General features: G+C 70.6%; 10 protein-coding genes, 10 tRNA genes and 1 pseudogene. 8 read left to right on the forward strand and 13 right to left on the reverse strand.

Going from position 1 to position 16,464, the window contains the following annotated elements; genetic code table 11:
- Positions 1–694: 694 nt before the first annotated feature.
- Positions 695–1,484: pseudogene (locus ABEA87_RS19155) on the forward strand (tyrosine-type recombinase/integrase); the annotation flags it as partial.
- A gap of 81 nt (positions 1,485–1,565) precedes the next feature.
- On the opposite strand, the gene ABEA87_RS19160 reads toward ABEA87_RS19155, so the two are convergent.
- Positions 1,566–1,637, reverse strand: a tRNA-Val gene (locus ABEA87_RS19160).
- Positions 1,638–1,835: 198 nt separating this feature from the next.
- Between ABEA87_RS19160 and ABEA87_RS19165 the strand changes: the two genes are divergently transcribed.
- The 3 genes from ABEA87_RS19165 to ABEA87_RS19175 are packed head-to-tail and all read left to right on the forward strand — an operon-like array spanning position 1,836 to position 4,226.
- The gene (locus ABEA87_RS19165) at positions 1,836–2,627 is read left to right on the forward strand and encodes an ArsR/SmtB family transcription factor (protein ID WP_345631343.1); all 792 of its coding nucleotides are present in this window, start codon (positions 1,836–1,838) and stop codon (positions 2,625–2,627) included.
- A complete protein-coding gene (locus ABEA87_RS19170) occupies positions 2,624–3,487 on the forward strand; it encodes an alpha/beta fold hydrolase (RefSeq protein WP_345631344.1) in 864 nt (287 codons plus the stop codon). Before ABEA87_RS19165 ends, ABEA87_RS19170 begins: the two co-directional genes overlap by 4 nt.
- A gap of 1 nt (position 3,488) precedes the next feature.
- Positions 3,489–4,226 carry an SRPBCC family protein gene (locus ABEA87_RS19175; RefSeq protein WP_345631346.1) on the forward strand — a complete coding sequence of 246 codons (738 nt, stop codon included), beginning with the start codon at positions 3,489–3,491 and terminating at the stop codon, positions 4,224–4,226.
- A 1-nt stretch (position 4,227) separates the two neighbouring features.
- Here the strand turns inward: ABEA87_RS19175 and ABEA87_RS19180 are convergent, their stop codons facing one another.
- The 11 genes from ABEA87_RS19180 to ABEA87_RS19235 all read right to left on the reverse strand — a co-directional run bounded on the left by ABEA87_RS19180 (position 4,228) and on the right by ABEA87_RS19235 (position 9,047).
- Positions 4,228–5,091 (reverse strand): spermidine synthase, encoded by an 864-nt coding sequence (locus ABEA87_RS19180; protein ID WP_345631347.1) that lies wholly within the window; start codon positions 5,089–5,091, stop codon positions 4,228–4,230.
- 165 nt (positions 5,092–5,256) lie between these two features.
- Positions 5,257–7,089, reverse strand: coding sequence for a PAS domain S-box protein (locus ABEA87_RS19185; protein WP_345631349.1), 1,833 nt, complete (start codon positions 7,087–7,089; stop codon positions 5,257–5,259).
- Between the two features lie 434 nt (positions 7,090–7,523).
- A tRNA-Arg gene (locus ABEA87_RS19190) sits at positions 7,524–7,596 on the reverse strand.
- Between the two features lie 139 nt (positions 7,597–7,735).
- Positions 7,736–7,808 (reverse strand) — tRNA-Asn (locus ABEA87_RS19195).
- A 222-nt stretch (positions 7,809–8,030) separates the two neighbouring features.
- A tRNA-Lys gene (locus ABEA87_RS19200) sits at positions 8,031–8,102 on the reverse strand.
- A 95-nt stretch (positions 8,103–8,197) separates the two neighbouring features.
- Positions 8,198–8,270: transfer RNA gene (locus tag ABEA87_RS19205), tRNA-Arg, on the reverse strand.
- Positions 8,271–8,274: 4 nt separating this feature from the next.
- Positions 8,275–8,347: transfer RNA gene (locus tag ABEA87_RS19210), tRNA-Ile, on the reverse strand.
- 86 nt (positions 8,348–8,433) lie between these two features.
- Positions 8,434–8,509: transfer RNA gene (locus tag ABEA87_RS19215), tRNA-Leu, on the reverse strand.
- Positions 8,510–8,576: 67 nt separating this feature from the next.
- Positions 8,577–8,651, reverse strand: a tRNA-Gln gene (locus ABEA87_RS19220).
- Positions 8,652–8,816: 165 nt separating this feature from the next.
- A tRNA-Glu gene (locus ABEA87_RS19230) sits at positions 8,817–8,891 on the reverse strand.
- An 83-nt stretch (positions 8,892–8,974) separates the two neighbouring features.
- Positions 8,975–9,047: transfer RNA gene (locus ABEA87_RS19235), tRNA-Trp, on the reverse strand.
- 511 nt (positions 9,048–9,558) lie between these two features.
- Between ABEA87_RS19235 and galE the strand changes: the two genes are divergently transcribed.
- The 4 genes from galE to ABEA87_RS19255 all read left to right on the forward strand — a co-directional run bounded on the left by galE (position 9,559) and on the right by ABEA87_RS19255 (position 15,366).
- Positions 9,559–11,985, forward strand: coding sequence for a UDP-glucose 4-epimerase GalE (galE, locus tag ABEA87_RS19240; RefSeq protein ID WP_345631350.1), 2,427 nt, complete (start codon positions 9,559–9,561; stop codon positions 11,983–11,985).
- Complete coding sequence (locus ABEA87_RS19245; protein ID WP_345631352.1) at positions 11,982–12,758, forward strand: polysaccharide deacetylase family protein; 777 nt, start codon at positions 11,982–11,984, stop codon at positions 12,756–12,758. Before galE ends, ABEA87_RS19245 begins: the two co-directional genes overlap by 4 nt.
- 28 nt (positions 12,759–12,786) lie before the next feature.
- Entirely contained in the window at positions 12,787–13,104 is a 318-nt protein-coding gene (locus tag ABEA87_RS19250; RefSeq protein WP_345631353.1) for a GNAT family N-acetyltransferase, read from the forward strand.
- A gap of 108 nt (positions 13,105–13,212) precedes the next feature.
- Positions 13,213–15,366, forward strand: coding sequence for a HelD family protein (locus ABEA87_RS19255; RefSeq protein ID WP_345631355.1), 2,154 nt, complete (start codon positions 13,213–13,215; stop codon positions 15,364–15,366).
- Here the strand turns inward: ABEA87_RS19255 and ABEA87_RS19260 are convergent.
- Complete coding sequence (locus ABEA87_RS19260; RefSeq protein WP_345631357.1) at positions 15,363–16,283, reverse strand: alpha/beta hydrolase; 921 nt, start codon at positions 16,281–16,283, stop codon at positions 15,363–15,365. The genes ABEA87_RS19255 and ABEA87_RS19260 overlap by 4 nt on opposite strands.
- Positions 16,284–16,464: the final 181 nt, after the last annotated feature.

The following is a 16,464-nucleotide window of genomic DNA, read 5'->3' on the forward strand; positions in this document are numbered from 1 at the left end:
AATTAGGAACGGGCTAGTTTGTAGGTACGATCGGGCGCCTCTACCTGCTGGTGCTGTGTGCCCTGTTGCTCGTCCGGCGCCAGAGGTTCCAACTTGTCCACACGCTCCCTTATCCGCGCTGCGAAGAATCGCAGTGAAGCGTAACGATGTGTCGTCTCGTCGCGCTATTAGCCGCCAGTACAGTGCGGAGCGCCTGGGCGGTGGATTGAGCCAAGACATCTAGCCGTCGCGGACGACTACAGGGCCCAGTCCGAAGACCGGGCCCTGTGGACTGCTGGCGCTATGCGGCGTCTCGGTCTCGCCGGTACATCCCTGCTAATGCCGGCTCTAGCGAGGCCAGGTGTCGGCGCCAGCGCTGGTCCAGCACGGCGCTGTTAGTGTCGTCGGTCTCCAAAAGAAACCGAATGTGGCGCAGCGCATGCATTAGAACGTCGATGTATCGAGGTTCCGGCGGCTCGACGGGGCTGGCAACGGGCGGCTTCCCAACGGCGGTTGCAAGTCCGATTCTGACCGGTCGCGCGTCGGGCCAGCGGTCGCGCACAAGCCCGAACGAAGAGATGACCGCAATGTACGTCACCATGACGGCGGGTCCGTCTACCCGCCAGGAGGTCGAGTGCAGCAACAACAGATCATCGAGAGCCTGGTTCTGCGCTAGAGCTGGCTCAGCTTCCGCGTGGGGTTCGCTGTCGGCCATGCCTTGGGACAGTGCTGCGATAACGTGCCGTCTGGCCCGGACGGTGAGCGACATCCGGGGCACGCTACGCACCGCGTTGTCGCAGGCCATCATCGATGAGCTGATCGGCAAGAACGTGGCCGCCTCGGTGACGTTGCCTAGCTCACGATCGAAGAAGCGCAAAGCCTGGTCCAGCGACGACGCGCGTCGGTTCCTGGAGTCCGCGCGCACCGACGATGATGTCTTCTACGCCGCGTACGTCCTGGTGCTGGTGCTGGGGTTGCGTAAGGGTGAGGCGCTGGGGCTGACCTGGGATGACATCGACCTCGACGGGGCAGAGCTGACCATTGGCCGTCAGCTGCAACGGGTGCGGCGTCAGCTCCTCCATCGGGAGACCAAGACGGAGGGCTCAGACGCCACGCTTCCCCTGCCCGACATCTGCGTCGCCGCGCTGCGCCATCGGCAGGTCCGACAGCGGGAGGCGCGGTCGGAGGCGGGCAAGGCGTGGCAGGGTTCCGGGTTGGTGTTCACGACGCGGTTCAGCACGCCGGTCGAGCCGCGCAACTTCAGCCGGTCCTACGACACCCGGATCATGAAGGCTGGCGTGCGGCGGATCACGGTCCACGATGCCCGGCGCACCTGCGGGACCCTGCTCGCAGACCTGGACGTGCATCCCCGGGTCGCTATGCAGATCCTGCGGCATGCGCAGTTTTCCATCACGATGGAGATCTACACGCAGGTGTCGAGCAAGTCGACCCGGGACGCGCTCAAGCGCCCGGGCGAGAGCTTGGGCGGGTCGGCCGATGCGTGACCAGGGCGATTGCTGTACTTCGTTGCTGTACGGACGCGAAAGGGGCCACATCCATCAATGGATTATGGCCCCTGACCTGGGTGGGCGATACTGGGATCGAACCAGTGACCTCTTCGGTGTGAACGAAGCGCTCTCCCGCTGAGCTAATCGCCCTCAGCGGGTTCAGACTGTACCCGATCCCGCCGGGGCTGTGTATTCCGATCCCCCCGTTTCGGGAGGGCGCCCCCCTTTCCGCCCGTACTTGCCACCGTTACGCGGCATTTACCCGCATATCCGCTGACCGTCCGAACCCCTGACCCGACAGCCAATCTTGTCTTGACAAAAAAATCTGTCGGTGACACGCTCGATGGCATGTTCGAGGTAACAGTGATCGAGGATCCGGCGGCCGCCGAGGCGTCCCTGGACCCGATCCGGGCGCGGCTGCTGGCCGCGTTGGCCGAGCCCGGGTCGGCCACCACCCTTGCCGCCCGGGTCGGTCTGGCCCGGCAGAAGGTCAACTACCACCTACGGACGTTGGAGGAGCACGGCCTCGTCGAACTGGTGGAGGAGCGGCGCAAGGGCAACGTGACGGAGCGCGTGCTGCGGGCCACCGCAGCGTCGTACGTGATATCGCCGGTCGCGCTCTCGTCGCTGGCCCCCGACCCGGCCCGGGATCCCGACCGGCTGTCCGCGAGCTGGCTCCTGGCGCTTGCCGCGAAGCTCGTCCGCGACGTCGGCGCGCTCATCACCGGCGGCGCCAGGGCCGGCAGGCGGGTCGCGACCTTCGCGCTCGACGGCGAGGTCCGGTTCGCCTCAGCGGCGGATCGGTCGGCGTTCACTGAGGAGCTGACCGCCGCGGTGACCGCGCTGGTCGGCAAGTATCACGACGATCGGGCACCCGGCGGACGCAAGCACCGGGTGCTCGTGGCCGTGCATCCGAGCATGGTGGCGACCAACGCCAGCGTCGGCGCCAACGACACCGCCGGCACCAACGACACCGCCGGCACCAACGACAGCTTCGGCACCAACAAAAGCTTCGGCACCAACGAAAGCTTCGGCGCCAGCGAGGGCGCCGGCACCAACGGCGAGGCCGGCGAGCGCATCGACGGCACCCGTGACGACGACAATGGCAACGATAAAGGCGAAAGGATTGGACCGCGATGAATCCCGCGACGCGAACGGTGACCTCCGCCGACGGAACCGCCATCGGGTATGACCGGACCGGCGAGGGGCCGGCGCTCGTCCTGGTTGACGGCGCGTTCTGCAGTCGATCGTTCGGGCCGATGCCCGAGCTCGCTCCGCTGCTGGCGCCGAACTTCACCGTGTACAACTACGATCGGCGCGGCCGTGGCCAGAGCGGCGACACCCAGCCGTACGCGGCGGAGCGGGAGATCGACGACCTGGAGGCGCTCATTGACGCGGCGGGCGCGCCGGTGCACCTGTTCGGCATCTCCTCCGGTGCCGTGCTGGCCATGCGGGCCACCGCCGCGCTGCCGGGCAAGGTGCGCAGCCTGGCCGTGTACGAGCCGCCGCTGCTGGTCGACCGGAGCCGGCCAGCGCCGCCGGAGGATTACCGGAAGCAGGTCGACGATCTGATCGCGGCCGGGCGCAACGGGAATGTCGTCTCGTTCTTCATGACCAAGGTGGTCGCCGCTCCGGCCTTCGTGCCGTACGTCCTGCGGCTCACCCCGGCCTGGCCGAAGCTCAAGGCGGTGGCGCCGACGCTGCGGTACGACTTCGCAGTCCTCGGCGACGCCTTCCGTGGGCAGGGCCTGCCGGAGGAGTTCCGCAAGGTACTCGGTGCCATCGACGTGCCCACCCTGGTGGCGGACGGGGGCAAGAGCCCGGCCTGGATGCACAACGGTGTCCAGGCGGTGGCCGACGCGATCCCGCACCCGAGGCGCACCACGCTGCCGGGGCAGACGCATCAGGTGAAGCCGGCGCTGCTGGCCCCCGCGCTGATCAACTTCTTTCGGGCGGAATCCCGACATGGGACGGAATCGCGAGACGGGGCGGAGTCCTGAGATGGGGCACGAGTTCGAGGTGTCCCTCGACGCGGATGTGGACGCCACGGTTGACGAGGTGTGGCAGGCCATCGCCACCGGTCCGGGGATCGACTCCTGGTACATGGGGCACAACGAGGTGGCCGGTGGCGAGGTGCGTACCGTCTTCGGTCAGTACACGCCGGTGGCGCCCATCTTCGCCGAGGAGCCCGGGAAGCGGTTCGCCTACGGTGCCCCGCCGGAGCCGGACGGGCGGTTCTTGGCCTACGACTTCCTCGTTGAGGCGCGGGCTGGGGGCGGAGCCTCGATTCGCGTGGTGACCAGCGGGTTCCTGCCCGGCGACGACTGGGCGGACGAGTTCGAGGCGATGACCAAGGGCGGCGCGATGGTCTTCCGCACCCTCGTCGAGTATGTGAACCACTTCGCGAACCGCACCGCGACCCCGGTCCTCGCGTTCGGGCCACCGATCACCGACTGGGATCGTGCGTGGGCGGCGCTGGGCGCCGCGTTCGGCCTCGACCGGCCGGTGCGCGAGGGCGACCGGGTGCGGCTGAGCCCGGACGGGGCGCAGGCGGTGGAGGGCGTCGCGTACTTCGTCAACGACCACGTCGCCTGCGTGCGCACGAACGACGCGATGTACCGGATGGTGCGCGGCTTCCAGGGTCCGATGCTGGCGATGCACCAATTGTTCGCGCCGGGCGTGGACGCGGCGGAGGCCGGCCGCACCTGGCAGGCGTGGCTGGCCAGGGTGTTCGGCTGATTCAGTCCCGCCACGTGGGCCGCAGCCGCACGCCGGCCGCCGAGTCGGTGAACGGGCGGGCCCCAGCGACGAAGTCGTCCAGTTCGGCCGCGTGTACCAGTCTCGCGCCGCCGCCCTCCGCGTCACGGAGGGCGGCGGTCAGCCGGGATACCGGCAGTCCTCCGGGCCTCGGCGAGGCGGCCAGCACCACGTTGCCGAACCGGCGCCCGCGCAGCATGCCGGGCTGACCGATCACGGCCACGTCGGCGAACACGCCGCGCAGGGTGGCCGCCTGGACGCGGGACAGGGTCAGGCCGGGCAGGTCGGTGACGTTCAGCACGTACAGCCCGGTGTCGGCCAGCAGTCCGCGTACTCCCTCGGCGAACTCCACGGTCGCCACCTGAGCCGGCATCTGGGCGGCCTGATACACGTCGGCGACCACCAGATCGAAGCGTCCGCGATCCTCACCGACCGGGTCGGGGCGGGTGGCCTCCTCACGGGCGTCCCCGATGAGTACCTCGATCCGCGCGTCGCCCGGCAGCGGCAGGATCCGGCCCACCGCCTCGCTGAGCGTCGCGTCCCGCTCGACCACCCGCTGCGCCGAGCCGGGCCGGGTGGCGGCCACGTAACGGGGCAGGGTCAGCCCCCCACCGCCCAGGTGCAGCGCCCGGATCGCCTCGGCCCGCCGTGTCACCACGTCGACAACAGCGGCAACCCGCCGGGCGTACTCGAACTCCAGGTGGGTCGGCCGATCCAGGTCCACATAGGACTGAGCGACGCCGTCGATGAGGAGGGTCCAGGCGCGCGGGCGCCGTGGGTCGGGTACGAACTCCGCGGTGCCCAGATCCACCGGCATCATGATGCTGGACGGGCCGGTTGTCGCCATGTCGATCACGTTAGTCGAGTCGCTGACCAGCGCGGGGAGTCGGGTCCGTCGGGCGCGGTGGTTTCGGGTGGTTCGTCGCCCAGCACGCGGATTCCGGATGCGGCTTCCGTATCCGGACAGGCGGTATCCGGACAGGCGGGACGTGGACAGTCGGGGGCCACGCGCTCAGCCGAACCGGCGGTGCGAGCGCTCCCGGTTCTGCGCGGCGGGCAGGGCGCTCAGCGCGCGGCGGATGGACTCGCGCTGCATGGCCTCCTGTTCGGCCAGGTCCCGCATAGTGATCACGTAGCCCCGCACCCTCCGGTCGTGGCGCAGGTCGCGGCAGCTCACCTCGACCGTCATCACGCCGCCGTTCGGGCGGGGCAGGTGCCACCAGGCGCGCGCCCCGTCGGGCTGGGGCGTCCGGTGCGCCGCCCGCAGCGTGCGCTCGATCTGCTCGTGGTCGTCGGGGTGCACGATGTCGCGCAGCGCCGTGAGGATCGGCACGTCGGAGCCGATGATGTCGGCCAGGGCCGGGCTCGTGTAGCGGACGCACCGATCGCCGTCCACGATGATCACCGCGTCGATGCTGTTGCGGGTGGCCGCCCGCAGATACTCCTCGTTGGAGCGGCGGTTGATGGCGTCGGTCAGCGCGATGCGCTCCAGCGCCAGCGAGGCCTGCGCGGCGAGCACCTCGACCGCGTCCTGGATAGCGGCCAGCGCGACGCCGTCACCCGCGACCAGCAGGGCGCCCAGTTCGGGGTCGTCCTGGTCGCGATGGTCGACGGCGAGGCGGCAGACCAGCGTTGCGGGGTGCCAGTCCAGGCGGTCGCCCAGTTCCGGGTGCAGCATGCGGGTATTCACCAGGCGGGTGCGCCCCTGGTCGGCGTGCGGCAGCGGGTACCGCTTGATGAGTTTGGCGATCGGATCCGGATCCCCCGGCGAGCGCGGGTCCTGCACGGCGAGTAACACGGTGTGTGCCAGCCCGGCGGGCATGAGGTCGCCGACGGCCGCGCGCAGCGCGTCGTCCACCTTCGCGATGTCGCTCGCCGCGACCAGCGTGCCGCAGCCCCGGCGCAGCTGCTGCTGCCGGTCGACGGTCTGGCGGTGCCGGCTCAACGCCATGGCCAGCCTGGTGATGACGAGCGCGGACATCAGCATCCAGGCGGCCCCGATGATGACGCCGTCACGCACCTGCCCGGCGCTCGCCTCCACCAGCAGCACCGCCGGCGGAGTCGACAACGACAGGCCCAGCAGCGCGGCCGAGCGGATCGGCAGCTGCGGGGAGCGGGCCGGTACCGGCTGGGTGAGCCGCACCATCGACGGCCGCAGCGCCGCCGCGCCCCAGCAGTAGTAGAGCAGCAGGTAGGGCGACTCCGCGGGGCCACCGGGATGCCAGCCACCGCCCAGCGTGGCCAGGGCGTACCAGACGTCCGCCGCCAACAGTGCGATGGCACCCAGGGCCAGCAGGGTCATCGACGCGTTCCGCCCGGCGGCGACCGCCAACCCCACCGTGGTCACCAGGATCAGCAGATCGCCCAGGGCGTACGCAGCCGTCACCGACTTCGCGGCGTGGCCGAGGTTGTCGGCGCCCAGCCCGGGGGTGACGAGCCACATCCAGGACAGCAGCGCGGCGGCGCAGGTGAAGGTCAGCAGGTCGAGCATCCGGGACCAGTCGACAAGCACCGCGCTGGACCGCGCCATCTGAATCAGGCCGGTGGTCATCAGCGGAAACATCGCCAGGTAGCAGATGTCCGCGAGGGCCGGGGCGTGCAGCCAGCCGGCGGCCTCCGCGCCGTAGATGGTGTCTCCGGCCCCCATGGCGAGGATCGCGGCGGCAAGCACCCACCAGGGCAGGGGCCGCGACGGGGCAAAGCGCCTGACGCCCACGACCACGGCGGCCGCGCTGCACAGCCCGATCGCCGCCCAGCTGAGGGCGCCGAGACCGGGCGCGGCGAACACACTTGCTCCGAGCAGAGCCATCAGGGCCGTGTAGCCGGCGGTCAACCGGGACGACACGTGGCCTCCTTCGACGCTGGTACGCATCCGCTGCCTTACCTCTCGCGGTATTCACGCACGCCGTTCATCCGCTGAACGGGGTTGCGAGTCACGCCCTTTCCGAGAGCGGAGCTTTCGCTATGAAACTTTTCGTCGCCGATGAGCCTGGCGCATTTTTCGCCGTGGAATCTTTCATGGCGCGGTCTTTCCTTCAGTTGTCTTTCAGGGGAAACGGCCGAACGACATGATGAGAGAGTGCCATATCGATGGGCAATTATGGAACCGTTCGGCATAGGCAACTGAGCGAGATATCCGGACGATCACGGCATACTCGATGCGGGCGACTGGTCCCGACTCCACAGTGGATGGCTGGAAATCCGGCGGGGGAATCGAATCCCGAAAATCACTCACTTTGCGCGCGAGTCGCTGCGCCAGGAGCGCTGCCGGGTCGTGCGTGCCCCCGGGAGGAGTCGAACCTCCGGCCTCGACGCTCGGAACGTCGCGCGCTATCCACTGCGCCACGAGGGCAGGACGAGCGTGTCACGGACCGCCGGGCGGCCGGCCGACCACGACGCGCGAGAAGGGTGATCGCGGGGAATTGAGTTCTCGACAATCTGTAGGGGGTGACGCGCCATCGCTGAGTCACCCGGCGGGATATCTGTTTCCGCTCCCACGGCTGGGCTCGAACCAGCGCCGTACGGATTAACAATCCGCTGCCCTGCCGACTGGGCGACGTGGGAATGGTCGCGCGTATGGGACTCGAACCGGTTTCTCCACGGTGGAGTCGCTGGGTCCATCCATAGCCGAACGTGCGGAATCGGCTGCGGGCCGGCCTCGAACACCGGCCGACAGTCAGTAGACGTGACGCTTTTGCCGCGCCACGGACCTGGTTGCGGGTGTCCGACTCGAACGGCGTCCCGAGATAATGAGTCTCGTATGGTTCCACTCCACCACACCCGCGGTGCGCCGCCGGGGACTCGAACCCCGAACCCGCTGATTAAGAGTCAGCAGCTCTACCGTTGAGCTAGCGGCACCTGATCTCCTGCCGGGAACTCGGACCCGTACCCACGCCCTGGCGGGCGTCGGTGGATCCGTGCGTGGCGCGCTGCCACGCCACGTCCCGATCGCGTACCCCGAACAGGATTCGAACCTGTGACTCGCGGCTTCGTAAACCGCTGCTCTATCCACTGAGCTACCGGGGCAAGGTCCCGCCGGGTGGATTCGAACCACCGATCGCTGCCTTATCAGGACAGTGCCCTAACCGCTGGGCCACGACGGGATGGCGAACGGCGAGGAAGTCGAACCCCCCGCGGGGAGCACGGCCGAGCCAGGGTGTGGCGCGGGCGAGCATCCCGAGAATGTGCGTACCCGGCCAGGGATTCGAACCCTGAACCTCCCGGCGCTGAACCGGGCGCCTCTGCCAAGATTGGGCCAGCCGGGCATGATGAAAAGGGTTGATCGTCCCTTGTGGATAATCTCGGTATCGAACCGGATTGGCTACGAGGGCCTGGATCCCGGGCGAGGATTCGAACCTCGACTACCGCGTTCAGAGCGCGGCGGCCTGCCGGTTAGCCGACTCGGGAGGGGGTCGGCGGGCCGCGGTCCCGCCGACCATCATCAGCGCGTGGCGAGGGCGGCCCGGCGCGGAGCCCGCGGGGTGGTCCGCGGCGGCATCCGTGCCTCGGCCGGCGTCCGGTCGCCCTCGCGCTGATCGTGGCCGCCGCAGGCGGCCACTGTGTTGCGCCAGGTGGTAGCGAGTAGGGGAGTCGAACCCCTGTCTCCGCGCTGAGAACGCGGCGGCCTGACCGCTAGCCGAACCCGCCTGAAACTGCGGGAGTCGAACCCGCAGAAATGCCATCCACTGTGGAGTTGTCAACGCTCGATGCCACCGGCATGCCGGGGCGCGCACGGGTTGCAGGACTCGAACCTGCTACCTCCGGGTTTGGAATCCGGCGTGCTGCCTGTTGCACCTAACCCGCTCGTGAGGAAGCGACAAACGAAAAAGCCGCCCGTCCCGGCTGGGGAGGGCGGCGTGAACGCGATGGATTCGCGTCAGTAGCGCCGCCGGTCCGGCCGGATGACCCACTTCTGTGTCAGTGGCGCGTGACGCAGCAGCCCACGCGCCCGCAGGCTCGCCTCGCTCCGCGACATCAGCTGTCGCAGGCTCACTGAGGCTTGCCGGTACATCTCGGATCTCCTTGTTCGTTCGTTCGTGGTTGTTCGTTCGTTCGTGGTTGTTCGTTCGTCGTTGCTGAAGACAACGGTACGGTCGCCGATCCTTGCGAGCAATCCATTTAGCGGGCGCCTTTACCTCGCCGGCACCGGTGCCGCGCACCGATTCGATACATCCGCGCCGGTCACTGGGTGGCGGGGCGTTCACCCGAACGGGGGGGTCACGCCCACGCGGGGAACGGGGCCGGGGAACCGGACACACGTGTCAGGTCGCCGCGCGGCGAGGGTTAAACCGAGCAATCGGGGTAACGGACCTTCGTGGCCTGGTTGGTAACGGGCGGGGCAGGATATATCGGCGCCCCGGTGGTGCGCGCGCTGCTGAACAGTGGCCGCCCGGTCGTCGTACTGGACGACCTGTCCTCCGGCGACCTCGGCACGGTACCGCCGGAGGTACCGCTGGTGCGGGCGTCCGTGGGAGACAGCGCGGCGGTTCGGCACGCCCTGGCGGAGTATGACGTCACCGGCGTCATCCACCTGGCCGGTCGCAAGTCGGTGGTGGAATCGCTGGCCCGGCCGCTGACCTACTACCAGCAGAACGTGGGCGGGACCCAGGCACTGATCGAGGCCATGGCCGAGGCGGGCATCGAGAAGATCGTGTTCTCGTCGAGCGCCGCGGTCTACGGCAACCCCGAGTGCGACGTGGTCGGCGAGGACGCGGAGCTGCAGCCGCTCAACCCGTACGGTGCCACCAAGCTGGTCTGTGAATGGATCATGATGGAGGCGGCCCGGGTGCACGGACTCCGGCCGCTGGTTCTGCGGTACTTCAACGTGGCCGGAGCGTCGATGATCGGTCGCCCTCGACCGTCGGACATCGGGCTGGTCGGGCGCGCGGTCGATTCGGTCGCACGAGGGGCGCAACCGGTCGTGTACGGCCGTGACTACCCGACACCCGACGGTTCCTGCATCCGGGACTTCGTCCACGTGCTGGACGTCGCCTCGGCGCACGTGGTTGCCGCCGATGCGCTGGACGCCGGGCACGAGGGCGGGGTCTACAACGTCGGCTGCGGCATCGGCTACTCGGTCGGGCAGGTGTTTGACCAGATCCGGGAGGTCACCGGGGTCCGTTTCGAGGAGGAGGCCCGGCCCCGGCGCGGTGGCGACCCGGTGCGGGTGGTCGCGTCCATCGAGAAGATCGGCCGGGAACTGGGCTGGCGGCCCAGCCACGACCTGTCGGGGATCGTACGCAGTCAGTGGCAGGCGGCCCTGGGAGCCGCGCACCTCGGGGCGGCGCCGCAGGCCCGACCGCTTCCGTTGGAGCGACGCGGGGCGCGCAGGCGTTCGGCGACCGAGCGAGCCGCCGCGGGGTCGGCGGGCCCGGGCGCCGGGTTCGCGACGGCCGAGCGCGCGGGCGCGGGGCTGGCGGGTGACGGGCCAGCGGGTAGCCGGCCGCCGGCCGCCGGCGAGTCGATGGCCGGTCGGGTGCCGGCGGGTACCGGTGGGCGAGACGGAAAGGACGCGAAAACGGACGACAAGGAACGATCGGAGCAACTGGCGACTCGTGCGGACGAACGACCCGCGCGCATCCAGGTGATCTCGGCCAGCATCGGTGCCGGGCACGACGGCGCGGCGCGGGAACTGGCCGGCCGGCTGTCGGAACGCGGGTTCCAGGTCGAGTGCATGGACCTGATTTCGGTCTTTCCCGGTTGGCTGGGGCCGTTCCTGCGCGCCATGTACCGCCGCATGCTCACCAGGCGGCCGAGGCTGTACGACTCGCTGTTCCGGATCGCCTGCACCTTCAACGGTGCGGCGCCCATCACCCGGGCGCTGCTGCGCCCGATGCGGCGCCGGTTGCTGCGCCGGCTGCCCCCCGATGCCCGGGCGGTGGTCTCCACCTTTCCGCTCGGCGGACAGATACTCGGGCCGCTGCGCCGCAGTAAGCGCCTCACGGTACCGGCGATCACGTACCTGACCGACTTCGGCGTGCACCCGATCTGGGTGGCGCCGGGCGTCGACATGCACTGCGCGGCGCATGAGGTGACCCGCGTCCAGGCACGCGACCTGGGGGCCGGGGACACCAGGGTGGTCGGCCGGCTGGTGTCGCCGCTGTTCCGCCCGGCATCGGCCGAGGCGAAGCGGGAGGCGCGGGAACGTCTCGGGCTGCCGGCGTCCGGACGGTACGCGCTGCTGGTGGCCGGCTCGTGGGGCGTGGGCGAACTGGTGGCGACGGCGGCCGAGGTCGCCGGCAGCGGGGCCGCGGTACCGGTGGTGGTGTGCGGCGACAACGCCGAGATGTACCAGGCGGCGTGCCAGCAGGGCGTCGGTCACGTGTTCGGTTGGGTGGACGACATGCTCGGCATGCTGCACGCGGTCGATGTGCTGGTCGAGAACGCGGGTGGGCTGACCGCCCTGGAGGCGATGGCGTGCGGGGTGCCGGTGGCCACCTACCGCGCGATACCGGGGCACGGTACGCAGAACGCGGAGGCCATGGTTCTCGCCGGGGTGACCCACTGGATCCACAGCCGTGAGGCGCTGGGTCCGGCGCTGACCGAGTTGATCGACGGGGGAGTGGGCCTGCAGCAGTGCCAGGCCGCGCTGGCCCTGTTCGAATCCGATCCGGCGACCGTGGTCGCGGATCTCGCGAAGGCCGGATTCGCCGAGCACAGCGGGTTCGCCGAACCGAACAGGTTCGCCGGGCAGAGTGAGTTCGCCGGGCGAGGCGGTGGTGGCGAAGGGCCTGCCGCGTGACGCTGCGCCGGAGCCGGCGATCCCCGAGTACGGCCGCGGTGGCGGCACGGGTGGGCGCGGCGATCGGTGCGCTCGTGGTGGCCCACGCGGCACCGAGCGTGCTGGCGATTCCCCGGGTACGGGCGCGACTGTCGGCGCGCGTGACCGGGGTCGGTGACGGTGGCCGGATAGCGCTGACCTTTGACGACGGGCCGAACCCCGTCTCGACGCCGAGGTTCCTGGAGGCGCTGGACGAGTCGGGTGTGAAGGCCACGTTCTTCATGCTCGGCTGCATGGCCGCCCGCGCGCCGGCGTTGAGCCGCGCCATTGTCGAGGCCGGTCACGAGGTGGCCCTGCACGGGTGGAGCCACCGCATCCTGATGCTTCGCGGCCCCGCGGCCACGTACGCCGACCTCGCCCGGGCCCGGTCGCTGATCGCGGACCTGACCGGGCAGGAGCCCCGGTTCTTCCGGCCGCCGCACGGCCTGTTCAGCACGCCGGCGCTGGTGGCCGCCGCGCGGTTGGAGCTGACGCCGGTGCTGTGGACCTGCTGGGGGCGGGACTGGAAGCCGCAGGCCACCCCGGAGTCGATACTGGCGAAGCTGCGGCCGGGTCTCAACGGCGGCGCCACCATCCTGTTGCACGACGCCGACGGCGACCAGGCACCGTGCGCCTGGCGGTCGACGCTGCGCGCGCTTCCGTGGGTGCTGGAGGAGTGTGCCCGGCGCGGGCTGCGGGTCGGGCCGCTGCGGGACCACGTCACCCCGACGCAACCGGCCCCGGCAACCCCGTAACGGGCGTGTGCGGACAGCCCGGAGGCGGGTGACCGGGTTCGCCGTCGTCGAGCGCCGCGGCGAGGCGGCGGAGATCCGCTGGGCCGCGGCAGCCGCCGGCCGCCGCGACCACGGCATCGGTACCGCGCTGATCGAACACGTGCTCGACGCGCTGCGCGACGCCGGTGTGCGGATCGCCGAGGTCAAGACGCTGGACCCGGCGGCGGGGTACCCGCCCTACGCCGCCACCTACGCGTTCAGGAAGGCGCGCGGCTTCGTCCACGCCGACACCATCGACCCGCTCCCCGGCTGGGAACCCGGAAACCCCCGTGCCCTGCTCATCGCCGCGCTGACCGCCACGAGATAGGACGGGTCGAGACGCCCCGGTCACCGCCGCTGGCGCCCGGCTACTACCCTGACGCAGCCGTTGAAGGGACGCCGCAATCGGGATCGGTTGGGAATGCAGGGGTCGGGCGTGAACCAGGAAACGAGCGTGGACCAGGGGCCGGGCGGGGACCGGGACGCGGAGATCGCCGAGGAGCAGACGTACTTCGACGCCGCCGCCGGATTCCGCGAGCGCAAGCTCGCCGGGCTGGGTGACCTGGCCCTGGCGACCGCGCACCGGGGCGCCGCCAAGCCGATGAGGCAGCACATCGAGCAGGCCCGCCAGGCGATCGGCCAGGCGGGCGAGGCGGTGGCGTACGGCCGGATCGACGGCGAGTCCGGCGAGGTGCTGTACGTCGGCCCACACCTCATCAGGGACGATGACTCCGAGGTGCTGGTCGTCAACTGGCGGGCGACCGCCGCGGCGCCCTACTTCGCCGCGAGCCACGCCGACCCGCGCGGCGTGCGCCGCAAGCGAGTGTTCGAGTGCACCGGCAACACCATCCAGTCGTTCACCGACGTGGTCTTCGCGGAGATAGCCGCGACCGTGGACGACTACCTGCTCGGCGAGCTGGACCGGGCGCGCACCGGCCAGATGCGTGACATCGTCGCGACGATCCAGGCCGCCCAGTACGACCTCATCCGCGCGCCGCTGGACCAGGTGCTCATCGTCGACGGCGGGCCCGGTACCGGAAAGACCGCGGTGGCCCTGCACCGGGTGTCCTGGCTGCTGTTCCAACACCCCGACCGGCTCGACGCCGACAGCGTCCTCGTCGTCGGGCCGCACCCGACATTCATCCGCTACATCGGGCGGGTGCTGCCCGAACTCGGCGACACGCAGGTGCGCATGGCTGATGTCGGCCGGCTGGCACCGGACGTCCACCGTGGACGGAACGAGCCGGAGGAGCTGGCCGGACTCAAGGGCGAGGCGCGGATGGCGGGACTGCTGGCCCGAGCCCTGGACGCCCGGATCGGCGCGCCCGAACCGGCCGAGCGGCTGCTGATCGGCGGACGGTTCGTCACCCTGCCGGGCGCCGACGTGGCCGAGGCGGTCTCGGCCTGCCGTGCGGCCATCGGACCGTACACGCAACGCCGTCAGTTGCTGCGGGACCGACTGGTCGCGCTCGTCCTCGCGCGTACCGGCGTGGATTCGGGCGGCGACCCGGCACTGGCCAACCTCGCTGAGCGGCTGTGGCCGCAGCAGTCCGCCCCGGCGTTCCTGCGCGACCTGTTCGGATCCCGGCAGCGGCTGCGCACCGCCGCCGGTGACGAGTTCACCGAGGCGGAGACCGCGTCGCTGGTACGCCGGGGAGCGGATCGGCTGTCCCAGGAGGTCTGGTCGGCGGCCGACCTGCCGCTGCTGGATGAGTTGGACCATCTGATCAATGGTCCGAAGGACCGTTACGGTCACGTGGTGGTGGACGAGGCGCAGGACCTGTCGCCGATGCAGCTGCGCAGCGTGGGGCGTCGCAGCACCACGGGTTCGCTGACCCTGGTGGGCGACATCGCGCAGTCGACCGGGCCGTGGGCCCGCGACGACTGGGCGGAGGTGACGCGTCACCTGCCCGATCGGCTTCCGACCGCGGTCGCCGAGCTGCGCTACGGGTACCGGGTGCCGCGCCAGCTGTACCGGTACGCGGCGCGGCTGCTGCCGGTCGCGGCGCCGGGGGCCAGGCCGCCGGAGGTGGTACGCGACGGTCCCGCGGAGCCGGGAATCCACCGGGTCGGCCTCAGCGAGCGGGCCGGCCGGACGGTCGCACTGGCCATGCGGCACTCGGCCGCCGGCCTGTTCGTCGGTATCGTCTGCCCGCCCCGCTGCCGGCGGGAGACCGAGGCGGCACTGGCTGAGAACGGGGTCGAGTGGAGCAGCGCCGACCGGGGCGAGTTGGGCGCCGCGGTCAACCTGGTGAGCCCACGGGAGGCGAAGGGCCTGGAGTTCGACGCGGTCATCGTGGTGGAGCCCGAGCAGATCGTGGCCGGCGACGAGCGCGGGCACCGGATGCTCTACGTCGCGCTCACCAGGGCCACCCGCCACCTCGACATCGTGTGCGTCGGCGAGCCGCTTCCGCTGTCGGTACCCGCGTCGGCCCCCACCACCCGGGACGGCGTAGCGGCGTTCGGGGAGCGCGACGTCCGGCGCCTCGCCGAGCACCTCGCGGGCCAGGTCCGCGGCGCGGCACCCGAGCAGGCCTGGCCCGGCATCCTGCACCGGCTCGCGGAGCTGCTCACCCCGCCGGCCGACTAGACGGCGTCGCTCAGGTTCGCGCGGAAGAAGCCGGCCAGCTTGGCGATCGCCGGTGAGACGAACTCGTCCTTGTCGTAGAGGGCGACGTGGCTGGCGCCCTCGACCCAGTACTGCTCCTTGGGCTCCCCGGCGTGCTCGATGGCGTGCGTCGTCATCCACGAGGTGACGGCCTCGGTCCCGACGATCATGAGCAGCGGACGCGGTGCGATCATCCCGACGAACTGGAACGCGTCGAATGACGCGATGCGGTCGACGCTGTTGAGGGTGAACGACTTCGCCGAGCGCTCGTGCCGCGCCCGATCGGTGCAGTAGTACTCCCATCCCTCGAAGAGGTGCTGGCCGCCGGCGCGGGCCTGCTCCTCCGTCGCCGGGAAAATCGGGAAGGTCCCGACGCCTTCGCCGTGGGCCTCGGCGGTACGCGCCGCCGCGGCGGCGTCGAGCAGGCCCTGGATGACCGACCGGTCCTGGGTGCCGTCGGCGCCCTCGCGGAACTGGCGACCCATGTCGGCGGCGCTCACCGTCGCGACGGCCCTGATGCGGTGGTCGGTCGCGGCGGCGGCGATGACGTAGCCGCCGGACGCGCAGATGCCCAGCGCGCCGATCCGGTCGGAATCGACGGCGGTCTGAGTGCTCAGGAACGAGACCGCCGCCTTGAAGTCCTCGACGCGGTGCGACGGGTCCTCGAGCCCGCGCGGCTCGCCCTCGCTCTGACCCTGATAGGCGGCGTCGAATGCGAGTGTGACGTAGCCGGCGCGGGACAACCGTTCGGCGTAGAGGCCGGCGGCCTGCTCCTTCACGCCGCTTCCGGGGTGTCCGACGACGATCGCGGGCCGGGGACCGGGGTGCCGCCCGTCGGGGGTGTAGAGGTGTCCGGCGAGAGCCAGGCCGGCGCTGTCGAACGTGACGTTCGTCTTCATCTGGGTCTTCTCCCTGTGATATCGCCCGGCGGAGGTGTCCGCCGGCTGCGCCCGGCGAGTGGCCGGGGGCGAATCCAAGAGTCGCCGCCGTCCCGGCCCGGGGTGAAGGGGGAATTCCTGCCGGGGTACCCGGCTTCGGGGGAAGGAATTTGCCCCCGCATCCCCGGCGCCGCTGCGGAGA

The organism is Rugosimonospora acidiphila (assembly GCF_039543385.1).
Taxonomy (GTDB): Bacteria; Actinomycetota; Actinomycetes; order Mycobacteriales; family Micromonosporaceae; genus Rugosimonospora; species Rugosimonospora acidiphila.

Bases quoted from the DNA above. Each gene is read 5' to 3' on its own strand.
- ABEA87_RS19165 (WP_345631343.1), top strand. From the start codon at position 1,836: ATGTTCGAGGTAACAGTGATCGAGGATCCGGCGGCCGCCGAGGCGTCC.
- ABEA87_RS19170 (WP_345631344.1), top strand. From the start codon at position 2,624: ATGAATCCCGCGACGCGAACGGTGACCTCCGCCGACGGAACCGCCATC.
- ABEA87_RS19175 (WP_345631346.1), top strand. From the start codon at position 3,489: ATGGGGCACGAGTTCGAGGTGTCCCTCGACGCGGATGTGGACGCCACG.
- ABEA87_RS19180 (WP_345631347.1), bottom strand. From the start codon at position 5,091: ATGGCGACAACCGGCCCGTCCAGCATCATGATGCCGGTGGATCTGGGC.
- ABEA87_RS19260 (WP_345631357.1), bottom strand. From the start codon at position 16,283: ATGAAGACGAACGTCACGTTCGACAGCGCCGGCCTGGCTCTCGCCGGA.